Raw genomic sequence first — 19,907 nt, 5'->3', positions numbered from 1 at the left:
CGTGACCGCCCAGCACCCGGATTTCATACGGGACACCCGGACCTCGTACGACGCCATCGCCGACGCCTACGACCAGCGGTTCCCCGCGGACGGGCTCGCCGGGCTCGTCCTGGAGCGCGCGCTGTTCGGCGCCTTCGCCGAGCTGGTACGGGCGACGGGCACCCGCGCCCCCGTCGCCGACCTCGGCTGCGGCCCCGGGCATGTCACCGCCCTGCTGCACGGCCTGGGCCTGCCCGTCTTCGGGGTCGACCTCTCGCCCCGCATGGTGGAGCTGGCCCGCCGGAGCCACCCCGGCCTGCGGTTCCACGTGGGCTCGATGACCTCCCTGGACCTGCCGGACGCGACGCTGGGCGGGATCACCGCCCTGTACTCGATCATCCACGTCCCCGACGAGCACCTGCCGGCGACGTTCGCCGAGTTCCACCGGGTCCTGGAGCCCGGTGGGCACCTGCTCCTCGCCTTCCAGGCCGGCGAGGCGGAGCGGCTGCGGCTCGACGAGCGGTTCGGGCACGCGATCGCGCTCGACTACTACTGGCGGGACCCCGACACCGTGGCCGAGCGGCTGGTGGCGGCGGGCTTCCGGCTGCACACCCGGGTGCTGCGCGAGGCGGAGCGGGACGAGGCACGTCCGCGCGCCTTCCTGCTCGCGCGCAAGGGCGACTGACCCGGCCGGGCCCGCCCGGGTCAGACCGCGGTGACCGCCGACAGGCGGTGTACGTCCCTCGCCTTGCCCGTCACCCCGGACAGGAAGCCCTGGGCGCGTGGCGAGGCGGTCTCGGTGAGCCAGTCGGGGTCGATGTCGCAGACCGCGACCCGGACCTCGGTGCCCACCAGGGCCAGGGGCAGGGTGTGCACGACCGTCGAGGGGAAGCTCAGGATCGTACGGCCGATCGGTCCCCTGCGGGCGATCAGTTCCAGCGGGAGGTCGGGGCGGACGATCTCCAGGCCGGTCTCGACCGCGAGGCGGTGGAGTTTGTCGGTGCTCTCGCGGCGGTGGGCGAAGTAGCGGGTGGTGCCGTGGGCCTTGGCGAGGGTGCGCACCGCCTCCAGATAGCGGTCGCCGTCGACGACGCCGGTCTCCACCAGGGACGTGCCGACCATGTCGGCGCCCTTGGTGATGCGGGGCGGGCCGAAGCGGGCGCGGGTCCAGGCGAAGGTGTGGGGCGAGACCGTCACCCCGGCCGGGGTCTCCTCCATCGGCATCGAGGAGAAGATCTGCACGCGGCGGCCCTCGCTCGGGGTCAGGCGGCGGCGGGCCGACGAGGACACCGGCGCGAAGACCAGGTCGCGGGGTCCGGGGCGGCCGCCCTTGCGGTGCCAGCGCACCAGGCGTTCGCCGCGGGCGAGCTGGGTCACGAACTCCATGGTGGCCGTGCCGTCGTCGACGACCACGAGGTCGGCGGCCCGGGTGATGGTCAGCAGCAGTTGTACGTAGCGGGAGAACGGGTCGCCCAGGACGACCCGGTCCGCCCTGCGGAGCGGGCCCGCGAGGCCGCCGATGGTCTGGAAGGGGGCCCCGGGGCCGCCCCGGGCCTCCTCCCAGCGGACCTCGTGGCCCTCCTCACGGGCCAGCTCGGCCATGCGGCGCAGCTGGCCGCGGGTCATGGGGTCGGTCGGGGACAGCACGACGAGGGTGAGCCCCGCGCCGGGTGCGTGGGCGTGCGCCCACTCCAGCACGTTCAGGAGCTGTACCGGGCTCTCGACGAACGCGAGAGTGGAGTTGCTGCCGGCTGATCCGGCGCGGCGGCTCATCGACGTACGACCGTCCCCTAAGTAGGTCAGACCCCAGGTGGGTGGTGTGGAGCTCAGACCGAGACCGGCTCGCCGGCCGCCGCGGCGATCTCCGCCTCGGCGACCACACCGGCGACGCGGCGGAGCTTCTTCATCGGACCGAGCTCGGAGTCGTAGACCTTCTTGACGCCGTCGCCGAGGGAGGCCTCGATGGTGCGGATGTCGCGGACCAGGCGCTGAAGGCCCTGGGGCTCGACGGAGGCGGCCTGGTCGGAGCCCCACATCGCGCGGTCGAGGGTGATGTGGCGCTCGACGAAGGTGGCGCCGAGGGCGACCGCGGCGAGGGTGGTCTGAAGACCCGTCTCGTGGCCGGAGTAGCCGATCGGGACGTTCGGGTACTCCTCCTGGAGGGTGTTGATCACCCGCAGGTTGAGCTCCTCGGCCTTCGCCGGGTAGGTCGAGGTGGCGTGGCAGAGCAGGATGTTGTCACTGCCGAGGACCTCGACCGCGTGGCGGATCTGCTTCGGCGTCGACATGCCGGAGGACAGGATGACCGTACGGCCGGTGGCGCGCAGTTCGCGCAGCAGTTCGTCGTCGGTGAGGGAGGCGGAGGCCACCTTGTGGGCGGGGACGTCGAACTTCTCCAGGAAGGCGACGGCCTCGGTGTCCCACGGGGAGGCGAACCACGCGATCCCCTTCTCCTTGCAGTACTCGTCGATCTGGCGGTACTCGTCCTCGCCGAACTCCACACGGTGGCGGTAGTCGATGTAGGTCATCCGGCCCCAGGGGGTGTCGCGCTCGATGTCCCACTGGTCGCGCGGGGTGCAGATCTCGGGGGTGCGCTTCTGGAACTTCACGGCGTCGCAGCCGGCTTCGGCGGCCACGTCGATGAGCTTGAAGGCGTTGTCCAGCTCGCCGTTGTGGTTGATGCCGATCTCGCCGCAGATGTAGACGGGCTGGCCGGGACCGGCGAGGCGCTCGGGACCGAAGGAGCGGAGGCGGGAGTTGGTGCTCATGGCAGGCAAGTTCCTTAACTGGTGAGGGAGTCGAGAGAGGGGCCGAGGATCCAGCTGGCGATCTCTCGGATCGCGCCGTCACCGCCGGGGAGGGTGGTGACCGCACGGGCGGCGCCGCGTACCACGTCGTGGGCGCTCGCGACCGCCACGGGCCAGCCCACGAGGGCGAAGCACGGGAGGTCGTTGACGTCGTTGCCGACGTAGAGCACGCGCTCGGGCGCGATGCCCTGCTCCTCGCACCACTGCTTGAGTGCGAGGTCCTTCCGGTCGATGCCGTGCAGCACCGGGAGCTTGAGCTTCCGGGCCCGGGCGGCGACGACCGGGTTCTGCTCCGTGGAGAGGATCAGCATCTTCAGCCCGCTCCTGCGCAGGGCGGCGATGCCGAGGCCGTCTCCGCGGTGCACGGAGACGAACTCCTTTCCATCGGCGTCGATCAGCACCCGGTCGTCGGTCTGGGTGCCGTCGAAGTCGAGGACCACGGCGTCGATGTCGTCGTGGCGGGGCAGGGCGCCGGGGCGGTCGGCGTCGAAGAGGGGCGCGAGCGCCCGGGCCCTGGCGAGGTCGTGCGGGTCGTCGATCTCCAGCACCCGCGCGGGGTCGGTGCGGACGAGTTCCGTACGGCCGAAGAAGCGGTGCTGGTGCTCGCGGAAGCCGGCCGCGTCCATCGCGTAGGCGGCGCCGGTCTCCAGGAGGTCCTGGGGGCGGTCCTGGCGGCGGGGGCGGTAGGCCTTGTCGTGGTTGACGCCGTAGCCGCCGGTGGCCTCGTCGGCCGCGTCGCGCCAGATGAACCCGTGGAAGGGGGCCACGGTCACCGCCGTGTCGGCACCGGCCTCGACGACCGCGCCCGCCACCGCGTCGATGTCCTCCCGGACCAGGAACGGGCTGGTGCACTGCACGAACACCACCACGTCGACCGCCGCGCCGTGCAGCGCCTCGTGGGTGTCCATCGCGTGCAGCACCGCGGCCTCGGAGGTCGCCGTGTCCCCGGCGATCGCGGCGGGCCGCAGCACCACCTCGGCCCCGGCCTCCCGGGCCGCGGCGGCGATGGCCTGATCGTCGGTGGACACGACGACGTCCGTCACCAGCCGGGTGGCCCGGCACTCCCGCACGGCCCGCGCCACGAGGGGCACGCCACCGACAGAGGCGAGGTTCTTCGCGGGCACACCCTTGGAGCCACCGCGCGCGGGAATCACCGCGAGCACACGGCGTACCGCCGGGGAGTCGGACATGGGTTGCACTCCTAGCGCAGGGTTCACAGAGGTAGATGGCGGGCTGTACCGACGTGCGGCTCCGCCGCGGGGCGCGACCCGGGGCTGGGGGCCGGCGAAGCCGCCCCTTAGGGGCGCGGGGCTGTATCGATATGCGGCTCCGCCGCGGGGCGCGACAAGCCCCCACGGCGCCGCAGCCGCCAGACGACCCGAAGAGGCACCATGGGAGGCGCTCACAACTCCCCCATCCGCCGGATGACCGGCGCCACCCGCTGCACCCCGTGCCGGTAGGCACCCCGCGCGGCCCGCCGCACGATCTGCCGCACGGGCCCGGGCTCCCGGTCCGCCGCGGGCGCCCCCGGCAGCGGGCTGCCGTCGGGTCCGAGGTGATGGCGGGCCAGGATGCCGGGCAGGTAACCGGGAGCCGTGGCGGGTGTGTAGTACGGGGTCAGCGGGGGCAGCGCCGGCGCGTCGAGCAGCTTCGCCAGACGTTCCCGCGCCGCGTCGAACGCGGTCTCGTACGCCCCGTCCGCCACGACCCCCTGCCGGGCCACCCACTCCGGGTCCGGCACCGGCCGGTGCCCCTCGTCCAGCTGGTCCCAGGAGGCGAGGCAGCCGGAGCCGACGAAGTGGTGGTTGCCGAGCACCTCGCGGACACCGAGGTCGGTCAGGACGACCGTGGGGATCCGGCGGTGCAGGGACTCCAGGGCGGCCGTCGAGCTGATGGTGACCAGCAGGTCGGTGCGGTCCAGGACCTCGCCCATGTTCCCGTACACCAGGCGGAAGTTGGCCGGCGGATCGAGCCGCTGGACCAGCTTCTGGTAGGGCTGCTCCTCGATGTGCGTGGTGTGCTCGCCGGGCTTGGAGCGCAGCTTCAGCAGCACCTCGCGCTCGGGGTGCAGCCGGGCGTGCCGGATCAGCCGGTTCAGCAGGTACGTACGGTCCCTGCGGCTGTCCGGGACGGAGGGCTGCACGGCGAACACCACGGTGTACGGGCGGTGTTCGGCCGGGGCTCCCCCGGACGCTGCGGCGCCCTCGTAGGCCGCGCCGCCGAGGAACGGCAGCGCCACCTCCGTCACCGACGAGGCGTCCGCGCCCACTCCCTCGTACACGGCCCGGAAACGGTCCGCGTCCTGGCGGGAGTTGGCGAGGACCAGGTCGGCGCCGTGCCGCAGCAGCAGGCCGTCGGCGAGCTTCTCGTAGACGACGCCGACATAGCCGGTGACGACCACGGGACGCTTCTCGCGGCCCTCCCACACCCGCTTGAGGCCGTGCAGCATGGCCTGCACGCCGCCGCCGACGAGGGCGAGCACGACGATGTCGTACGACTCCTCGGCCATCGCCCGCAGGAACTCGACGGCGGTGACCTCCCGCATCGAGTCGGCCCGCACACCGACCTCCGCGAGCTGGCGCGGGGTCGGGGTGGCGCGGCCGCGCAGCAGGAAGCCGCTCAGGGCGGGAGCCCCTTGCGCGCCCTCGCGGGGGGCGATGCGATGGGAGGTCAGCGCACCCCATTTCCAGCGGGTGTCGGAGTCCGCTAGGACCGCGATGCGCATCGGCGTCGTTGGTGTTGCTGGCGTAACTGCTGGCACGTCCACGACGCTAGGAAGCAATTCCCAGGAATGGCCCAACCGGGAATCAACGAAAAGTTAACAACAGCCCACCGCGAGCCGAACTGGCCCGTGGAAGCCGGGAAAGTACAGGGGATGCACCATTCCGACACATCGAGTTCACCCGCTGTACGGTCACCGTCCAGTTCCCCTGCCGGGCGGCCTTCTAGCGTTTCCCGGGTGCCAAAGCTTTCCGTGATCGTGCCGTTCTACAACGTGCAGCAATACGCCCCGGACACCCTCAGGAGTCTGCGGCTCAACGCCCGGAGCGACTTCGAGTTCATTCTGGTCGACGACAAATCCAAGGACGAGACACCGGCCATTCTGGAGCGGGCCGCCGAATCGCTTTCCAAGGTCGCGCAGGTCAGATATGTCCGCCATGAGGAGAACGGGGGTCTCGCCACCGCGCGCAACACCGGTCTCGACGCGGCGACCGGCGAGTACCTCACCTTCCTGGACGGCGACGACTGGCTCGCGCCGGGGTATCTCGCCGAGCTGGTGGCGGCGATCGAGGGGCTGGGCTGCGACTTCGTCCGTACCGACCACGTCCAGGCGACCGCCCGCGCCCGCTCGGTGCACCGGGCCCCGGTGGGGCTGCGCGGCGAGGTGCTGAACCCGCGCGAGGCCATCCTGCCCGCCGACCGCACCACCTCCGTGGACTACGCGTACGCGTGGGCCGGTGCCTATCACCGGCGGCTGCTCGACCGGGGGCTGCTGCACTTCACGGACGGGCTGCGGACGGCCGAGGACCGGCCGTGGATCTGGAAGCTGCACCGCGAGGCGGAGTCGTTCGCCGTGGTGAGCCTGCTGGGGGTGTTCTACCGGCGCGGGGTGGCCTCCTCGCTGACCCAGATCGGCGACGCCCGCCAGCTGGACTTCATCCGCGCCTTCGACCAGGTGATCGAGGAGACGGCGGCGGACCGGGACGCCGCCCGGCTGCTGCCGAAGGCGGTACGCACCTACTGCGCGATCATCGCCCACCACCTCTCCGACGAGGCCAAGTGGGAGCCGGGGGTGGCCAAGCGGCTCCAGGCGCTGAGCGCGGCGGCCATCAGGCGGATGCCGCAGGACGCCCTCGGCGACGTACTCGACACCATGGACCTGCGTCGCTCCGCCAAGCTGCGGCGGCTGCGGCGCCGGGTCACCACAGCGAAGGCGGCCGCCTGATGTCCCCCTCTCGTACGACGCAGATCTTCTGCGCCTCGACGCTGTACGGAGTGGCCACCCTGGCCGCCGCGCTCGACTCCGACCTCTTCGACGGCGCCGAGCGCCGGGTGCTGCTGGTGTTCAACAACTCGGCGACCCCGGAGACCACGCCCGCCCTCGACGAGATGCCGGGGTTCGCGCCGCTGCGGGACCGTTTCGACGCGGTGCTGTCCTGGAACGCGGCCATCCACCCCTTCCACCCCGGCGCCTGGACCCCGCGCACGGACGACATCCCGCTCCTGGAGCGCTATCTGCGTCTGCTGTGGGACCTCGGGGACGACCGGGTGGAGCTGGTGCTGGAGTCCATCCAGGTCACCCCGGCGCTCACGGTGGCCCAGCTGTTCACCGGCGCCCCCGTGCACGTCTACGCGGACGGCCTGATGAGCTACGGCCCCACCCGCAACAAGCTCGACCCGCTGGTCGGCACGCGGGTGCGCCGGCTGCTCCACCTGGACCTGGTGCCGGGTCTGACGCCGCTGCTGCTGACCGAGTTCGGCGTGCCCGCACAGGTCGTGCCGACGGGCGCGTTCCTGAAGGTGCTGAGCGAGCTCGCCGAGTCCGTCGAGGACCTGCCGGTGCTGCCGGACGGCTCGGCGCTCCTGCTGGGCCAGTACCTGTCCGCGCTGAACATCCTCTCCGCCGCGGAGGAGGAGGATCTGCACGTGCGGATGATGCGCGGCGCGGTCGCCCGCGGGCACCGCTCGATCGTCTTCAAACCGCACCCCACCGCCCCGGCCCGCTACAGCCGCGTCCTGGAGACCGAGGCCGACAGGCTGGGCGTGGACCTCACCGTCCTGGACTCCCCCGTCCTCGCCGAGGTGCTGTTCGACAAGGTCCGGCCCGCCCTGGTCGTCGGCTGCTTCTCCACGGCCCTGTTCACGGCGTCCGCGTTCTACGACCTGCCCGTCGCCCGGATCGGCACCGAGCCGCTCCTGGACCGCCTGACCCCGTACCAGAACAGCAACCGCGTCCCGGCGGTGCTGGCCGACGCGGTGCTGCCGGACCTGGAGCGGCGCGCGGGCGAAGACCCGCTGCCCGCCGAGGAGTTGACGGATCTGGTCACCGCGGTCGGGTTCACCATGCAGGACCGCATCTACCCGGGCCGACGCGCGACGGCGGAGAAGTACCTCGCCAGGCACCTGCGCCCACGCACCCAGCGCTACTTCAAGAAGAAGCGCCTCACCTCCCTGGGCCTGCCGGGCGGCATCCCGGAACGGCTGGCGTTCCTACCGCGCAACGCCACGGCGCGCCGGGTGGTACGGCGGGCCAGGGCGATCCGCAAGGCCGTGCGGCGCTGAGCGAAGAACGGATGAACTCCCCGGAAAGGCCGTGGAAATAGCGACCGATCATCGAGTTACTCCGTTGATTCAATGGTGGAGCGGTGTCTGTGTCCCTAGGATCACGGACACCGCCTATCCGAATCCGTGAGGCACTCATGACGAAGCTCGGCCGGCTCTACTCCCTCCTCGACACCGTCACCCTGCCGGAGAAGCTGCCCTACACCCAGTGCAGCACCTGGGAACTGCAGTTCCTGTACCTGGTGGGGCGCCACCACCTCACGGGCCGGGACCGGATCGTCGAACTGGGCTCCGGGGGCGGCGGATCGACGTACGCCCTCGCGCTGGGGCTGAGCGAGAGCCCGGTGTTCGACCGGGCGCGGGGGCGGCTGCACGCGTACGACTTCTTCCGGGTCGGCAAGGGCACCTTCGCCTCGGAGAAGTTCTTCGACCCCGGGCACCGGCCGCAGGACGACAACTCGTTCCTGGAGGACTTCAAGGGGCGGTTGGAGCCGTTCCTGCCGTTCCTGGAGATCCACGCCGGCGACCTCTGGCAGACCTCGGACCCCGAGGACACCAGTCCCGTGGAGTTCCTGCACATCGACATCGCCAAGACGGCCCGGGTGTTCCGCTGTGTCTCGGAGCGGTTCCTGACCCGGATGCGGCCCGGCACGGTCGTCCTGCACCAGGACTTCGCCGGGCCCCGGCTGCCGTGGCTGCACCACAGCACGGGCGCGCTGCTGCCGTACATCGAGATCGCGGGCCCGCCGATCCGCTCCACCCTCGCCTTCGAGGTGACGAGGCCGATCCCCGCGGACGTCCTCACACGCGTCACCGAGGACGACTACACGGTCGACGAAAAGCTCGCCCTGATCTCCGCCGTCCAGGAGAGGATCGACCGCGACCACACCGGCGGCATCCCCTTCAGGGCCGTCCTGGAACTGTCGAAGGCGTACGTCGCCCACTACGACGGCCAGCACCGGCGCGCCTGGTCGATCGCCAAGCCGCTGACCTCCGACGAGTACCTGAGCCGCACCCGCGCCGACCACTTCGAGCAGCTGAGGACGGCGTACGAGAACCAGCGGCCGACCGGTTCGAGGCTCACCCGGCTGCTGCACCGGGCCGTCGGCCGATAGGCAGCGGCGGGCCCCCACGACCGTCGGCCGTGGGGGCCCGCCCGTGTCCTCAACTCCCCAGGATCACCCGCAGGTCGGCCGTGTTCGCCTCGGTGATCTTCCACAGTTCCTGCTGGCGGCCGTGGACGTCGGTGACCGTTTTGACGTGGTCGGCGAGCAGGTCGCTCGCGCGCTCGACCAGACGGGCCGCGAGGTGGCGGTCGTGGACCGAGACGCCCCATTCCGGGCGTTCGATGTCCCGCAGGAAGTACGCCATCTTCGGGTGCGAGATCAGGCTGATGATGGGCGTGCCGACGCCGAACGGGATCATCCCGGCGTGGCCGCGCATGCCGATCACCAGCTTGGTGCGGGCGTACAGGTCGCGGATCCGGTCGTTGTCGAAGTCGTACATCGGGATGACCGGCAGCGAGATGCCGTGCTCGCGCCGCAGGTCGAAGACGATCTTCTCGTCGTCGAGCGAGTGCGCCACGCACCGCACCTCGGCCAGCTCCCCCAGGTCCCGGACGGCCTGGGCCATCTGGGCGAGGAAGTAGCCGTAGTCGTGCCCGAAGCGCAGGCCCGCCCGGTCGTACGCCGCGTTGAGGAGGATGGTGTCCTCGCGTCGCGCCGGGTCCTGCCAGCCGTCCACCAGCTGGCGCATGACCGTGGTGGGACAGGGCTGGAAGCGCACCTTGTCGTGCAGCCGCGCGGGCAGCATCGCGCGGACCTTCTCGATCGAGCCGTGGTTGCGCAGCCCGAAGAAGGCGGACCGCTCGACGAGGTGGAGCAGTGACTCACGGAAGCGGTTCGCACGGTAGGACTGGCCGTCGAAGGCGTTGAAGCCCACGGCGAAGACCGCGATCGGCACGTCGATGCGGTTCAGCAGTTCGTCGGGGACGTTCCACTGCCAGGCGCTGTTGCCGTTGGGCATGGTGTCCGGGATGAACAGCCCGCCGCCGCCGATGACCAGGCCCCGGCGGGCGTTGACGCGCTCCAGGGCGGCCTCGTCGAAGAGCCGGTGGGCGTGGACGGGGTGCCAGCGCCGGGACGTCGTGTCGGGGCCGAAGGCCAGGCGGACCGTCTCCGGCAGGAGCTTGTCGCCCGCGTTGCCCTGGCGGTCCATGTAGAAGGCCACGTGAGCGAGTTGGTCGTCGGCGCTGCCCCGCTCCTGCGCGGGCACGGCGGCCGCGCGCTGCGCCCACAGCCGGCTGGAGCGGTGCGTCGGGTCGACGGTGATCCCGGCGGTGGCGTACCGCAGGGCCTCGGTGTCGTCGCCCCGCACCCACGCCATCTGGGCGAGCCGGGCGTAGGCGGTGGCGGCCCGGTTGGGCGCGGCGGTGGCGAGCAGCAGCTGGGCCTTGGCCTCCTCGTAGCGGGAGACGCTCATCAGGGCGTGCCCGAGCACCTCGTGCGGCCAGGCCTCGTCGAGCGGGATCCGCACCCCGGACAGGACGTCGACGGCGTCCTGGTAGTCGCCGGAGGCGATGTGCGCGGCGGCGACCTTGCGGGCCACCTCGACGTTCCCGGTGCGCCGGACGTACGGGGTGCCGAAGTGGACGACCAGGTCGTGGTGGAGGCCGCCGCTCGACGCGAGGTAGGCCGCCTGGAACTCGGCGTCCGACAGCTCGAACTCGCGCCAGCGCTCCTCCGCCTGGCTGTACCCGGCCTCGCCGCCCTGCCAGGGCTTGTGCCGGCCGGTGAAGTGCAGGATCGCGGTGTCCTCGGGGACCGGGAGGTCGCCGGACAGGCGCCGCTTGACGAAGTTGTAGCGCGGGTCCAGGCGCACGAAGTCGCCGTCCAGGACGGCGTTGAGGATGCCCTGGTCGTGCTTGTCGAGCTCGTAGTCGCCGGTGCGGCCGCACCGGTCGAGCCGCGCGCAGAACTCGTCGGTGAGGTACTCGCGCTGGATGACGAGCAGACCGGAGTTGAGCTTGTGCTGGCCGTAGAAGAACTGCGGTACGGCGGCCAGCCCCTCGCGCAGCCGCAGGAGTTCGCCCAGGTCGCCGAGGACGACCATGTCGGTGTCGAGCGTGATGATCGTGTCGTACTCGCGGATCCTGAACACGTCGAGGATGAAGTACGCCTTGCGAACCAGGTAGTTGTCCTGGTCGCCCTTCTTGTACGCGTCGTAGTGCGCGTCGTCGACCCGCTTGAGCACGATCCGCGGGTGCAGGGCGCGGATCCGGGCTATGGAGCCGGGGCGCAGGTCGTCGTAGAGGACGACGAAGTCCTCGCACACGCCCGGGTTGGTCAGGGCGAGGCTCCTGAGGAGGGTGAGGAAGCCGGGCAGGTAGTTCTCGTCGACGTAGGACGCGAAGGCGATACGGCGCTTGCCGGTGAGGGCGTGGGCGTCGGTGACGGGAGCCTGGGTGGCAGGCGGGGCGGTGGTCATCGCAGGGAGATCCTCATGTCGGTCACGCTCTGGGCCCGCTGCATGACCCAAGCCTTCTCGCTGGTGTACTCGTGCACGGAGGTGATCGCGAGCTTCATCGCCTCCTGGACGCGGTAGGCGCCGCTCTCGTAGAAGTCGAAGCCGATCAGGTCCAGGGTGGGGCTGACGTCCAGGAAGTCCAGCAGGTACAGCATGTTGAAGCCGGTGGTGGGGATGCCGGACCAGACGTCGGTGCCGAGCCTGCCGATGTTGCGCACGGGCCAGCGCAGCGACTCGTCGCCGAGGAAGGTCTGGGCGCCGGGGACGAGCCGGTTGCGCAGCGAGTACTTCCAGTCGCCGGAGATGCCGCCGAACACCAGCCGGGTGGTGACCTGTTGGTCCCAGTTGAAGCCGTGCTTGTGGATGGTGGCGTGGATGTCGGTACGGCTGCCGGTGTGCCGCGGGTCGATCCGGTACGAGTTGAAGCGGACCACCAGGTCGTACGCGTCGATCTCGGCGCCCAGCGAACTGGCGCCCACGCGGCCGGAGTTGGCGACCAGGCAGATCGACTTGCCGGCGATCTGGTTACGGAACTCGCCGAGGCTGATCCAGTGGACCTCGCCGATGGTGGGGTCGGCGACGGGGCCCCGCATCCGGTTGCGGCGCTGCTCGGCGTAGAGGGCGAGGGCCTCGGTGAGGGAGGCGAGGTCCGTCGACTCGGTGGTGCGCAGGTCGAGGTACTGGCTGAGGAGTTCCTGCCGGTCGGCGACCGGGGCCTCCTCGGCGGCCAGCGCGAGGAGCGCGGCCACCAGACGCGGCTCGGCCTCGGTCCAGTCCCCCACCGCGTGGGAGGCGAGGCCCTCGGCCCAGACGTCGGTGGCGGCGCGCCCGGCGAACTCCGCGGCGCGCGGGTTCTGGCGCTTCAGCAGGGCGAGCAGTTCGCGCTCCTGCTCGCCCGCGCGCCGCAGCCCGGCGATCTTGGCGCGGACGCCGAACCCGTCCTCGTCGGTGAGGGAGAGGTACTTCTCGTACGCCTCGACGGCCTCGGTCTCCTCGCCGAGGGCCTCCAGGAGCCGGGCGCGCAGCCGCCAGCCGGCGCGGGAGTTCCTGCGCTGGGCGAGGACGGTGTCGCTGATGACGAGCGCGAGGTTCAACTCGTCGTCGTAGCCGCACTCGAGGGCCTTGTTGGCGACGGCGAGCAGGGCGTCGAGCAGGTCGCCCGGGATGCTGTTCGACGGGGTGGTCGCGCCCTTGACGGCCCGCTTGAGCAGGGCGGTGGCGCCGCCTGCCGGGGCGGGCGCGGGGGCGGTGGTGGCCGTGGTGCCCCACACCACGAGCAACTTCCGCAGGCTCTCGGCGAGTTCGACGCGACGCCGGTCGATGCTGCCGACGACCTTCCCGCTGTGTACCGCGCAGGCGCGCAGGCAGTCGTCCAGCTCCCCGCCACGCGCCCGTGCACGTCTCTTCTGGACCGTCGTCATGGCACTCCTGTTTCGTCTTCTTACCAAAGTCGAGGCGAGTTCTTGTGCTTTGCATCTTGCGTGGGGGGATTCGGGGGGAATTTAGGAAGCCAAAACGACATCCAGGTGAACTGACCGGGACCGGGCGGCCAATCGTTGGGTGGGCGGCCGAGACATCCTTGTGATTCGGACTAATGTCCCTGTGTGTATCCGCAGGAACAGCTGTCGAGGGGATGTCCGTGACCACGATGACCGTCCGCGAGGTGACGCAGAAACCCCCGCGGCCGGGCCCGGCGGCGCCCCGTGAGCCCAGACTGCGCGCTCTCGACGGACTGCGTCTGGTGGCCGCGCTGATGGTCGCCGCGTACCACTACGGCGGCCGGGGCGGCGAGGTCACCGAGGCCTGGGGAACGTCCGCGAAAGACCAGTTCCCGACGCTGTCCGGGTATTTCGCGTACGGCTGTCTCGGTGTGCAGGTGTTTTTCGTGATCAGCGGATTCGTGATCTGCATGAGCGGCTGGGGCAGGCCGCTGACGTCGTTCTTCGCCTCCCGCGCCTCCCGGTTGCTGCCCGCGTACTGGGCGGCGGTCCTGCTCGTCACGGCGGTGTTCGCGCTGCCGGTGGTCGCCTACCGGGCGGTCTCCCCGAGCGACGCCCTGGTCAACCTGACGATGCTTCAGCAGCCGTTGGGCGTGGACCGGGTGCTCGGCGTGTGCTGGACGCTGTGGGCGGAGGTCCGCTTCTACGCGCTGTTCGCCCTGTGCGTGGTCCTGCCGGGCGCCTCCCGGCGGCGGGTGATCCTGTTCTGCGCGGGCTGGACCCTGGCGGCGGCGATCACCGAGGCCGCGCACCAGCCGCTGCTCGAGGTCGTGCTGATGCCCGAGTACGCCCCCTTCTTCATCGGCGGCGTCGGCCTCTACCTCGTCCACCGCGACCGGCGGGACGTGTACGCGTGGGGCATCGTCGGCGTGAGCTTCCTGATCGGGCAGCACTACGCGGTGCGGAGCCTGTGGAACGCCGCCGATCCCGACGCGTTCGCGCACCGCACCACGGTGGGGATCGTGGCCGTCGTCGCCCTGGGCTTCCTCGCCGTCGGCGCGATCGCGCTGGGCTGGCTGCACTGGGCGAACTGGCGCTGGCTGACGGTGGCCGGGGCGCTGACGTACCCCTTCTACCTGGTCCACGAGCACCTCGGCTGGGTGGTGATCCACGGGCTGCACATCGGGCTCGGGGTGCCGTCGGCGCCGACCTTCGCGCTGACCGTCGTGGCGATGCTGGCGCTGGCCTGGCTGCTGCACCGGTACGTCGAGAAACCGCTGACCCCGAGGCTGCGATCGGCCCTGGCCAAGCCTCGGTGAGACAGACGGCCTCGGTGAGGCAGACGGCCCGGACCGGCCGGTGCCGCACGGTCACCTCGCGGTCGGCCTCGCGCCGGGCCCGTACCGTGCCTCGATCCCGGCGATGATCATCGCCAGCCCCTCCTCGAAGTGCCGGTCGTAGTCCTCGAAGAGCTCCGCACCCGCCGCCGCCGACAGCGGGAAGTCGGCCATCAGGCGGGCGCGTTCGGTCACGTCGAAGCCCTCGCGGCGCTCCCCGGGCAGCGGCTCGACGCCCTGTTCCTCGGTGACGAAACCGAGGGTGTAGAGGTACGTCGTCGAGATCGCCCGGACCGCCTCGGCGAGGGTGAAGCCGGCGCCGGTGAACAGGCGGAGGTTGTCCTCCATCTGCTGCGCGTGCACCGGGCCGGTGAACCGTGAGCCGCTGAAGACCTTGGCGCCGTCGCGGTAGCCGCGCAGCGCCGTGCGCAGTCCCCGGTTGCTCTTCAGCAGCCGTTCCTGCCAGGTGTCGTCGGCGCCGAGCGGGGTCCCCTCGGCCATCCGGCGGTACATCTGCGTCGCCATCTCGTCGAGCAGCGCCTGCTTGTCCTTGAAGTGCCAGTACAGGGCGGGCGCCTTGACGTCGAGTTCCTTGGCGATGGCACGCAGGGTCAGGCCGTCCAGGCCCACCTCGTCGAGGAGCCTGAGGGCGGTGTCCGCCACCCGTCGGCGGTCCAGGGGCACACGTCGTTCCGAGTTCACGCTTGACAGCTTAACGCCGTTAAGGGCACGCTCGGGGACGTCATCACTTAACAACGTTAAGGAGAGTCGTCGCATGCGTACCGATCCGCACACCGACGTACTGATCGTGGGCGCCGGACCGACCGGCCTCGCCCTCGGTGTCGACCTGGCCCGGCGCGGCGTCGCGGCGCTGGTCGTGGAGAAGGCCGACGGGCTCTTCCCCGGCTCGCGCGGCAAGGGCCTCCAGCCGCGCACGATGGAGGTCTTCGACGACCTCGGCGTCCTGGACGCGATCCACGAGGCCGGGGGCGGCTACCCGGTGGGGATGATCTGGCAGGACGGCGAGCGGGTGGGCGAGCACCAGATGTTCGAACCGGCCGAGCCGACCGAGGGCTCTCCCTACGACAAGCCGTGGATGGTGCCCCAGTGGCGCACCCAGGAGATCCTGCGGGCCCGGCTGGCGGAGCTGGGCGGCCAGGTCGCCCTCGGCCGTGAGCTGACCGGCCTCACCCAGGACGCGGACGGCGTGACCGCGCACTTCGCGACCGGCGGGGACCTGCGGGCCCGGTACCTGGTGGCGGCGGACGGCGGCCGCTCGACGGTGCGGCGCGCGCTCGGCATCGGCATGACCGGCGACACGGTGGACCCGCGGCCGATGCTGGTGGCCGACATCCGCGTGCGGGGCCTGGACCGCGAGAACTGGCACATCTTCCCGCCGCGCGGCGAGGGCGAGGGCTTCCTGGCGATCTGCCCCCTCGCGGGCACCGAGGACTTCCAGATGACGGCCCAGTTCCCCGAGGGCAGCACGGTGGACGTCTCACCGGACGGCGTCCGCAAGGTGGTCGCCGCCCGCTCCCACCTCGCCCCCTCGGACGTCACCGAGGTCCGCTGGGCCTCCGACTTCCGCCCCCGCACGGCCCTCGCGGACCGCTTCCGCGCCGGCCGGGTCCTCCTCGCCGGCGACGCGGCCCACCTCCACTCCCCGGCGGGCGGCCAGGGCCTGAACACCAGCGTCCAGGACGCCTACAACCTGGGCTGGAAGCTGGGCGCGGTGCTGCGGGACGAGGCGCCCGCCGCGCTGCTGGACACCTACGAGGAGGAGCGCCGCCCGGTCGCCGCCGAGATGCTCGGCCTGTCGACCAGCATCCACCGGGGCGAGGCCCGGCGGGGGGACGCGACGCGTCAGCTGGGGCTGGGGTACCGGGAGTCGTCCCTCACCGAGGAGACCCGGCCGACGGCGACCCGGGTACGGGCGGGCGACCGCGCACCCGACGGCACCCTGGGCGGCGTACGCCTCTTCGACGCCTTCCGGGGCCCGCACTGGACGCTGCTGGCGGTGGGCACCGAGGCGCCGGAGCCGCCGAAGGGGGTGCGGGTCGTCCAGGGCGGGACGCAGACCTCGTACGGCACGGGGCTGTTCCTGGTGCGACCGGACGGTTACGTGGGCTGGGCGGGCGACACGGCCCGGGGGCTGACGGAGTACGTCACGCGCATCGGCCTTCTCCCGTCACGCGCTCGCGACTGACAGCTTCACCGCGAACCCGAGGAACAGCGCCCCGGCGGCCGACGTCGCCCCCGCCGACAGCAGCCTGCGGCGCCGGAAGGCGGCCGCGAGCCTCGTCCCGCCGAATATCAGCGCGCTGAGGTACAGGAAGCTCGCGATCTGGGCGAGCGTCCCGAGCACGACGAAGGACAGCGCGGGATAGGCGTACCCGGGGTCGACGAACTGCACGAAGAAGGCGACGAAGAACAGGATCGCCTTGGGGTTGAACAGGCTGATGACGAACGCCCGCCGCAGGGGACGCTCGTCGGCCGCGACCGGCTCCGCGGCCTCCCGCACCGCCTCCCGACGGGTCCGCCACATCCCCCACGCGGCCCGCAGCATCCCCACCGCCAGCCACGTCAGATACCCGGCACCGGCGTACTTCACGATCCCGAACAGGACGGCGTTGGCCTGGAGCAGCGAGGCCACCCCGGCCGCCGACAACGTCATCAGCACGGCGTCCCCGCACCACACCCCGGCCGCGGCGGTGTACCCCGCCCGCACCCCGCGCCGGGCGGCGACGGACAGCACGTACAGCGAGTTGGGACCGGGCAGCAGCACGATCAGGACGAGGCCCGCGAGATAGGTGGGGAGGTCGATGACACCGAACATGTGCAGGAGTGTCGCACGCTAGAACGCGTCCGAGGGAACGTGTTTTCCCCACACCTCCCGCAGCGCGTCGCACACCTCGCCGACCGTCGCCCGGGCCCGTAGCGCCTCCTTCATCGGGTACAGGACGTTGTCCTCGCCCCCGGCGGCCTTCTTCAGGGCGGCCAGGGCCGCGGTCACCGCCGACGCGTCGCGCTCGGCGCGCAGTCGGGCCAGCCGCCGCGCCTGCCGGGCCTCGATCGCCGGGTCCACCCGCAGGGGCTCGTACGGCTCCTCCTCGTCGAGCCGGAAGCGGTTCACCCCCACCACGACCCGCTCGCCGGAGTCCGTCTCCTGCGCGATGCGGTAGGCGTTGCGTTCGATCTCGTCCTTCTGGAAGCCGTGCTCGATGGCCACGACCGCGCCACCGAGGTCCTCCACCCGCCGCATCAGGTCGAGCGCCGCGCTCTCCACGTCGTCCGTCATCCGCTCGACCACATAGGACCCGGCGAAGGGGTCGACCGTCGCCGTCACATCGGTCTCGTACGCCAGGACCTGCTGGGTGCGCAGCGCCAGCCGCGCCGACTTGTCCGTGGGCAGCGCGATCGCCTCGTCGAAGGAGTTCGTGTGCAGGGACTGCGTACCGCCGAGCACCGCCGCGAGCCCCTGGACCGCGACCCGGACCAGGTTCACCTCCGGCTGCTGGGCCGTCAGCTGCACGCCGGCCGTCTGGGTGTGGAAACGCAGCATCTGCGACCTGGGGTTCCGCGCGCCGAACTCCTCCCGCATCACCCGCGCCCAGATCCGGCGCGCGGCACGGAACTTGGCGACCTCCTCCAGGATCGTCGTACGGGCCACGAAGAAGAAGGAGAGCCGGGGCGCGAAGTCGTCGACGTCCATGCCGGCCGCGAGGGCCGTGCGGACGTACTCGATGCCGTCCGCCAGCGTGAACGCGATCTCCTGCGCGGGCGAGGCGCCCGCCTCCGCCATGTGGTAGCCGGAGATGGAGATCGTGTTCCACCGCGGCATCTCGGTACGGCAGTAGCGGAAGATGTCGGCGGTGAGCCGCAGCGAGGGCTTCGGCGGGAAGATGTACGTGCCCCGCGCGATGTACTCCTTCAGCACGTCGTTCTGGATCGTGCCGGTCAGCTTCCCGCCCGGGACGCCCTGCTCCTCCGCCACCAGCTGGTAGAGCAGCAGCAACAGGGCCGCGGGCGCGTTGATCGTCATCGACGTCGAGACCTGGTCCAGCGGGATCCCGTCGAACAGCACCCGCATGTCCTCGATCGAGTCGATCGCCACCCCCACCTTGCCGACCTCGCCGTGCGCGATCGGGGCGTCGCTGTCGTGGCCCATCTGGGTCGGCAGGTCGAAGGCGACCGACAGCCCCGTCGTGCCGTGCGCGATCAGCTGCCGGTAGCGGGCGTTGGACTCCGCCGCGGTGCCGAAGCCCGCGTACTGGCGCATGGTCCAGGGGCGGCCGGTGTACATCGACGGGTACGCCCCGCGGGTGAAGGGATACGCGCCCGGTTCGCCCAGCTGCTGTCCCGGGTCCCAGCCCGCCAGGTCCCCGGGACCGTAGACGGGTTCGATGGGCAGTCCGGACTCCGACTCGCGCGTCATGATGGGCCGCCTCCCGCTGGGTCAGTGCTCGCCGGTTCCCCACCACCATGCCGCGCCGTTCGCGACCAGTCATCCGCGGGAAACCATCTGTGGTGACACCGGTGCACACCGGCGGTGAGAGGGCGGGGCGGCGGATGCGTACAGAGGGCATGCGGACAGCGATGGCGGCGCTGGTGGCGGCGGTGGCCGTGGGCGGCTGCACCGTGCAGGCGCCGCAGGGCGACGGGAAGGGCCCGGTGCGGATCGAGCTGCCGGAGGACTCCTCCGCCCTGTCCGCCTCCCCCCGCGCCGACGACGGCAAGCCGGGCGCCGCGCCGACGAAGGCCGCGCCCGAGGTCCTCCTCGCCCCCGGCGACCGCGGCCGTGACGTACGGGAGCTACAGGCCCGGCTGCGTCAGGTCGCCTGGATCTTCGAGGGGCCGACCGGGACCTACGACGAGGCGACCGAGGAGGCCGTCAAGGGGTTCCAGGGCAAGCGCGGGCTGCCGAGGACCGGCGAGACCGACACCGTCACCTGGCGGCGGCTGCTGCGGATGACGCACGAACCGGGCCGGTGGGAGCTGTACCTGATGGGCGGCCAGCCCGCCGCCGCCCCGGACCCGCGCTGTCTGACCGGCCGGGTGCTGTGCATCAGCAAGTCGAGCCGGACCCTGCGCTGGATGGTGGACGGCCGGACCGTCACCACGGCGGCCGTGCGGTTCGGCTCGGAGTACACCCCGACCCGGGAAGGCGTGTTCCGCGTCTACTGGAAGTCCCGCCACCACGTCTCGACGCTCTACGACTCCCCCATGCCGTACGCGATGTTCTTCAGCGGCGGCCAGGCGGTGCACTACTCGGCCGACTTCGCGGCCCGGGGCTACGGGGGCGCCTCGCACGGCTGCGTGAACGTACGGGACGAGGCGGTGATCGCGGAGCTCTTCCAGGAGGTCCGCGACGGCGACAAGGTCGTCGTGTACTGGTGAGCTGTGGGGCGGGGGGGGGGCCCGGGGGCCCGGTCCCCCCCCCCCCCCCGGGGCCCCCCCCGGGGGGGGGGGGGGGCCCCCGCGGGGGGGGGGGGGCCGGGGGACATACGCACAATCCAATCAACGCCCGCGCCGGCCCC

The 19,907-nt window shown here is 71.7% G+C and carries 16 protein-coding genes; 7 read left to right on the top strand and 9 right to left on the bottom strand.

The genetic code is table 11. From position 1 onward, the window contains the following. Position 1: 1 nt before the first annotated feature. Positions 2 to 664: a class I SAM-dependent DNA methyltransferase gene (locus ACH41F_RS35925; RefSeq protein ID WP_398839285.1), complete on the top strand. Its 663-nt coding sequence runs from the start codon at positions 2 to 4 to the stop codon at positions 662 to 664. Between the two features lie 20 nt (positions 665 to 684). Here the strand turns inward: ACH41F_RS35925 and ACH41F_RS35920 are convergent, their stop codons facing one another. From ACH41F_RS35920 to ACH41F_RS35905, 4 genes are all read right to left on the bottom strand, one after another. Further along, positions 685 to 1,752 carry a hypothetical protein gene (locus tag ACH41F_RS35920; RefSeq protein WP_391234734.1) on the bottom strand — a complete coding sequence of 356 codons (1,068 nt, stop codon included), beginning with the start codon at positions 1,750 to 1,752 and terminating at the stop codon, positions 685 to 687. 53 nt (positions 1,753 to 1,805) lie between these two features. Then, a complete protein-coding gene (locus ACH41F_RS35915; protein ID WP_391234732.1) occupies positions 1,806 to 2,747 on the bottom strand; it encodes an N-acetylneuraminate synthase family protein in 942 nt (313 codons plus the stop codon). Between the two features lie 14 nt (positions 2,748 to 2,761). Next, a complete protein-coding gene (locus ACH41F_RS35910; protein WP_391234730.1) occupies positions 2,762 to 3,976 on the bottom strand; it encodes a cytidylyltransferase domain-containing protein in 1,215 nt (404 codons plus the stop codon). Between the two features lie 212 nt (positions 3,977 to 4,188). Then, positions 4,189 to 5,511: a DUF6716 putative glycosyltransferase gene (locus ACH41F_RS35905; RefSeq protein ID WP_398839282.1), complete on the bottom strand. Its 1,323-nt coding sequence runs from the start codon at positions 5,509 to 5,511 to the stop codon at positions 4,189 to 4,191. Positions 5,512 to 5,745: 234 nt separating this feature from the next. Here ACH41F_RS35905 and ACH41F_RS35900 point away from each other — a divergent pair, with 234 nt between their 5' ends. The 3 genes from ACH41F_RS35900 (at position 5,746) to ACH41F_RS35890 (ending at position 9,184) form a co-directional block, all read left to right on the top strand. Beyond that, on the top strand, positions 5,746 to 6,732 hold the full coding sequence (locus tag ACH41F_RS35900) for a glycosyltransferase (protein ID WP_391234726.1): 987 nt from the start codon (positions 5,746 to 5,748) through the stop codon (positions 6,730 to 6,732). Next, on the top strand, positions 6,732 to 8,069 hold the full coding sequence (locus ACH41F_RS35895; RefSeq protein ID WP_391234724.1) for a polysialyltransferase family glycosyltransferase: 1,338 nt from the start codon (positions 6,732 to 6,734) through the stop codon (positions 8,067 to 8,069). Before ACH41F_RS35900 ends, ACH41F_RS35895 begins: the two co-directional genes overlap by 1 nt. 137 nt (positions 8,070 to 8,206) lie before the next feature. Further along, positions 8,207 to 9,184 carry a hypothetical protein gene (locus ACH41F_RS35890; RefSeq protein ID WP_398839280.1) on the top strand — a complete coding sequence of 326 codons (978 nt, stop codon included), beginning with the start codon at positions 8,207 to 8,209 and terminating at the stop codon, positions 9,182 to 9,184. Positions 9,185 to 9,233: 49 nt separating this feature from the next. Here ACH41F_RS35890 and ACH41F_RS35885 read toward each other — a convergent pair whose 3' ends face one another. Together ACH41F_RS35885 and ACH41F_RS35880 are read right to left on the bottom strand one after the other, a co-directional pair. Beyond that, positions 9,234 to 11,555: a glycosyltransferase gene (locus ACH41F_RS35885; RefSeq protein WP_398839279.1), complete on the bottom strand. Its 2,322-nt coding sequence runs from the start codon at positions 11,553 to 11,555 to the stop codon at positions 9,234 to 9,236. Then, positions 11,552 to 13,015, bottom strand: a complete 1,464-nt coding sequence (locus ACH41F_RS35880; protein WP_398839276.1) for a glycosyltransferase family 29 protein — start codon at positions 13,013 to 13,015, stop codon at positions 11,552 to 11,554. Before ACH41F_RS35880 ends, ACH41F_RS35885 begins: the two co-directional genes overlap by 4 nt. Before the next feature lie 227 nt (positions 13,016 to 13,242). Here ACH41F_RS35880 and ACH41F_RS35875 point away from each other — a divergent pair, with 227 nt between their 5' ends. After that, positions 13,243 to 14,352, top strand: a complete 1,110-nt coding sequence (locus ACH41F_RS35875; RefSeq protein WP_398839422.1) for an acyltransferase family protein — start codon at positions 13,243 to 13,245, stop codon at positions 14,350 to 14,352. Positions 14,353 to 14,403: 51 nt separating this feature from the next. On the opposite strand, the gene ACH41F_RS35870 is transcribed toward ACH41F_RS35875, so the two are convergent. Then, the gene (locus tag ACH41F_RS35870; protein WP_398839274.1) at positions 14,404 to 15,072 is read right to left on the bottom strand and encodes a TetR/AcrR family transcriptional regulator; all 669 of its coding nucleotides are present in this window, start codon (positions 15,070 to 15,072) and stop codon (positions 14,404 to 14,406) included. 73 nt (positions 15,073 to 15,145) lie between these two features. Between ACH41F_RS35870 and ACH41F_RS35865 the strand changes: the two genes are divergently transcribed. Further along, positions 15,146 to 16,576, top strand: coding sequence for an FAD-dependent oxidoreductase (locus ACH41F_RS35865; RefSeq protein ID WP_398839271.1), 1,431 nt, complete (start codon positions 15,146 to 15,148; stop codon positions 16,574 to 16,576). Here ACH41F_RS35865 and leuE read toward each other — a convergent pair. Further along, entirely contained in the window at positions 16,559 to 17,206 is a 648-nt protein-coding gene (gene leuE / locus ACH41F_RS35860) for a leucine efflux protein LeuE (protein WP_398839269.1), read from the bottom strand. The two genes, ACH41F_RS35865 and leuE, sit on opposite strands and share 18 nt — an antisense overlap. A gap of 18 nt (positions 17,207 to 17,224) precedes the next feature. Further along, positions 17,225 to 18,805, bottom strand: coding sequence for a methylmalonyl-CoA mutase (locus tag ACH41F_RS35855; RefSeq protein WP_398839268.1), 1,581 nt, complete (start codon positions 18,803 to 18,805; stop codon positions 17,225 to 17,227). A 149-nt stretch (positions 18,806 to 18,954) separates the two neighbouring features. Here ACH41F_RS35855 and ACH41F_RS35850 point away from each other — a divergent pair, with 149 nt between their 5' ends. Then, the gene (locus tag ACH41F_RS35850) at positions 18,955 to 19,767 is read left to right on the top strand and encodes a L,D-transpeptidase family protein (RefSeq protein WP_398839266.1); all 813 of its coding nucleotides are present in this window, start codon (positions 18,955 to 18,957) and stop codon (positions 19,765 to 19,767) included. The last annotated feature ends 140 nt before the right edge of the window (positions 19,768 to 19,907 follow it).

Source organism: Streptomyces sp. NPDC020489 (genome assembly GCF_044386545.1).
Classification (GTDB): domain Bacteria; phylum Actinomycetota; class Actinomycetes; order Streptomycetales; family Streptomycetaceae; genus Streptomyces.
This window is presented reverse-complemented; position numbering and strand designations above follow the sequence as displayed.

What these genes read in the sequence shown, in the direction of transcription:
- ACH41F_RS35880 (WP_398839276.1), bottom strand. Translation starts at nt 13,015, where the DNA reads ATGACGACGGTCCAGAAGAGACGTGCACGGGCGCGTGGCGGGGAGCTG.
- ACH41F_RS35855 (WP_398839268.1), bottom strand. Translation starts at nt 18,805, where the DNA reads ATGACGCGCGAGTCGGAGTCCGGACTGCCCATCGAACCCGTCTACGGT.
- ACH41F_RS35915 (WP_391234732.1), bottom strand. Translation starts at nt 2,747, where the DNA reads ATGAGCACCAACTCCCGCCTCCGCTCCTTCGGTCCCGAGCGCCTCGCC.
- ACH41F_RS35905 (WP_398839282.1), bottom strand. Translation starts at nt 5,511, where the DNA reads ATGCGCATCGCGGTCCTAGCGGACTCCGACACCCGCTGGAAATGGGGT.
- ACH41F_RS35920 (WP_391234734.1), bottom strand. Translation starts at nt 1,752, where the DNA reads ATGAGCCGCCGCGCCGGATCAGCCGGCAGCAACTCCACTCTCGCGTTC.
- ACH41F_RS35865 (WP_398839271.1), top strand. Translation starts at nt 15,146, where the DNA reads ATGCGTACCGATCCGCACACCGACGTACTGATCGTGGGCGCCGGACCG.
- ACH41F_RS35895 (WP_391234724.1), top strand. Translation starts at nt 6,732, where the DNA reads ATGTCCCCCTCTCGTACGACGCAGATCTTCTGCGCCTCGACGCTGTAC.
- leuE (WP_398839269.1), bottom strand. Translation starts at nt 17,206, where the DNA reads ATGTTCGGTGTCATCGACCTCCCCACCTATCTCGCGGGCCTCGTCCTG.
- ACH41F_RS35890 (WP_398839280.1), top strand. Translation starts at nt 8,207, where the DNA reads ATGACGAAGCTCGGCCGGCTCTACTCCCTCCTCGACACCGTCACCCTG.
- ACH41F_RS35875 (WP_398839422.1), top strand. Translation starts at nt 13,243, where the DNA reads ATGACCGTCCGCGAGGTGACGCAGAAACCCCCGCGGCCGGGCCCGGCG.
- ACH41F_RS35850 (WP_398839266.1), top strand. Translation starts at nt 18,955, where the DNA reads ATGCGGACAGCGATGGCGGCGCTGGTGGCGGCGGTGGCCGTGGGCGGC.
- ACH41F_RS35885 (WP_398839279.1), bottom strand. Translation starts at nt 11,555, where the DNA reads ATGACCACCGCCCCGCCTGCCACCCAGGCTCCCGTCACCGACGCCCAC.
- ACH41F_RS35910 (WP_391234730.1), bottom strand. Translation starts at nt 3,976, where the DNA reads ATGTCCGACTCCCCGGCGGTACGCCGTGTGCTCGCGGTGATTCCCGCG.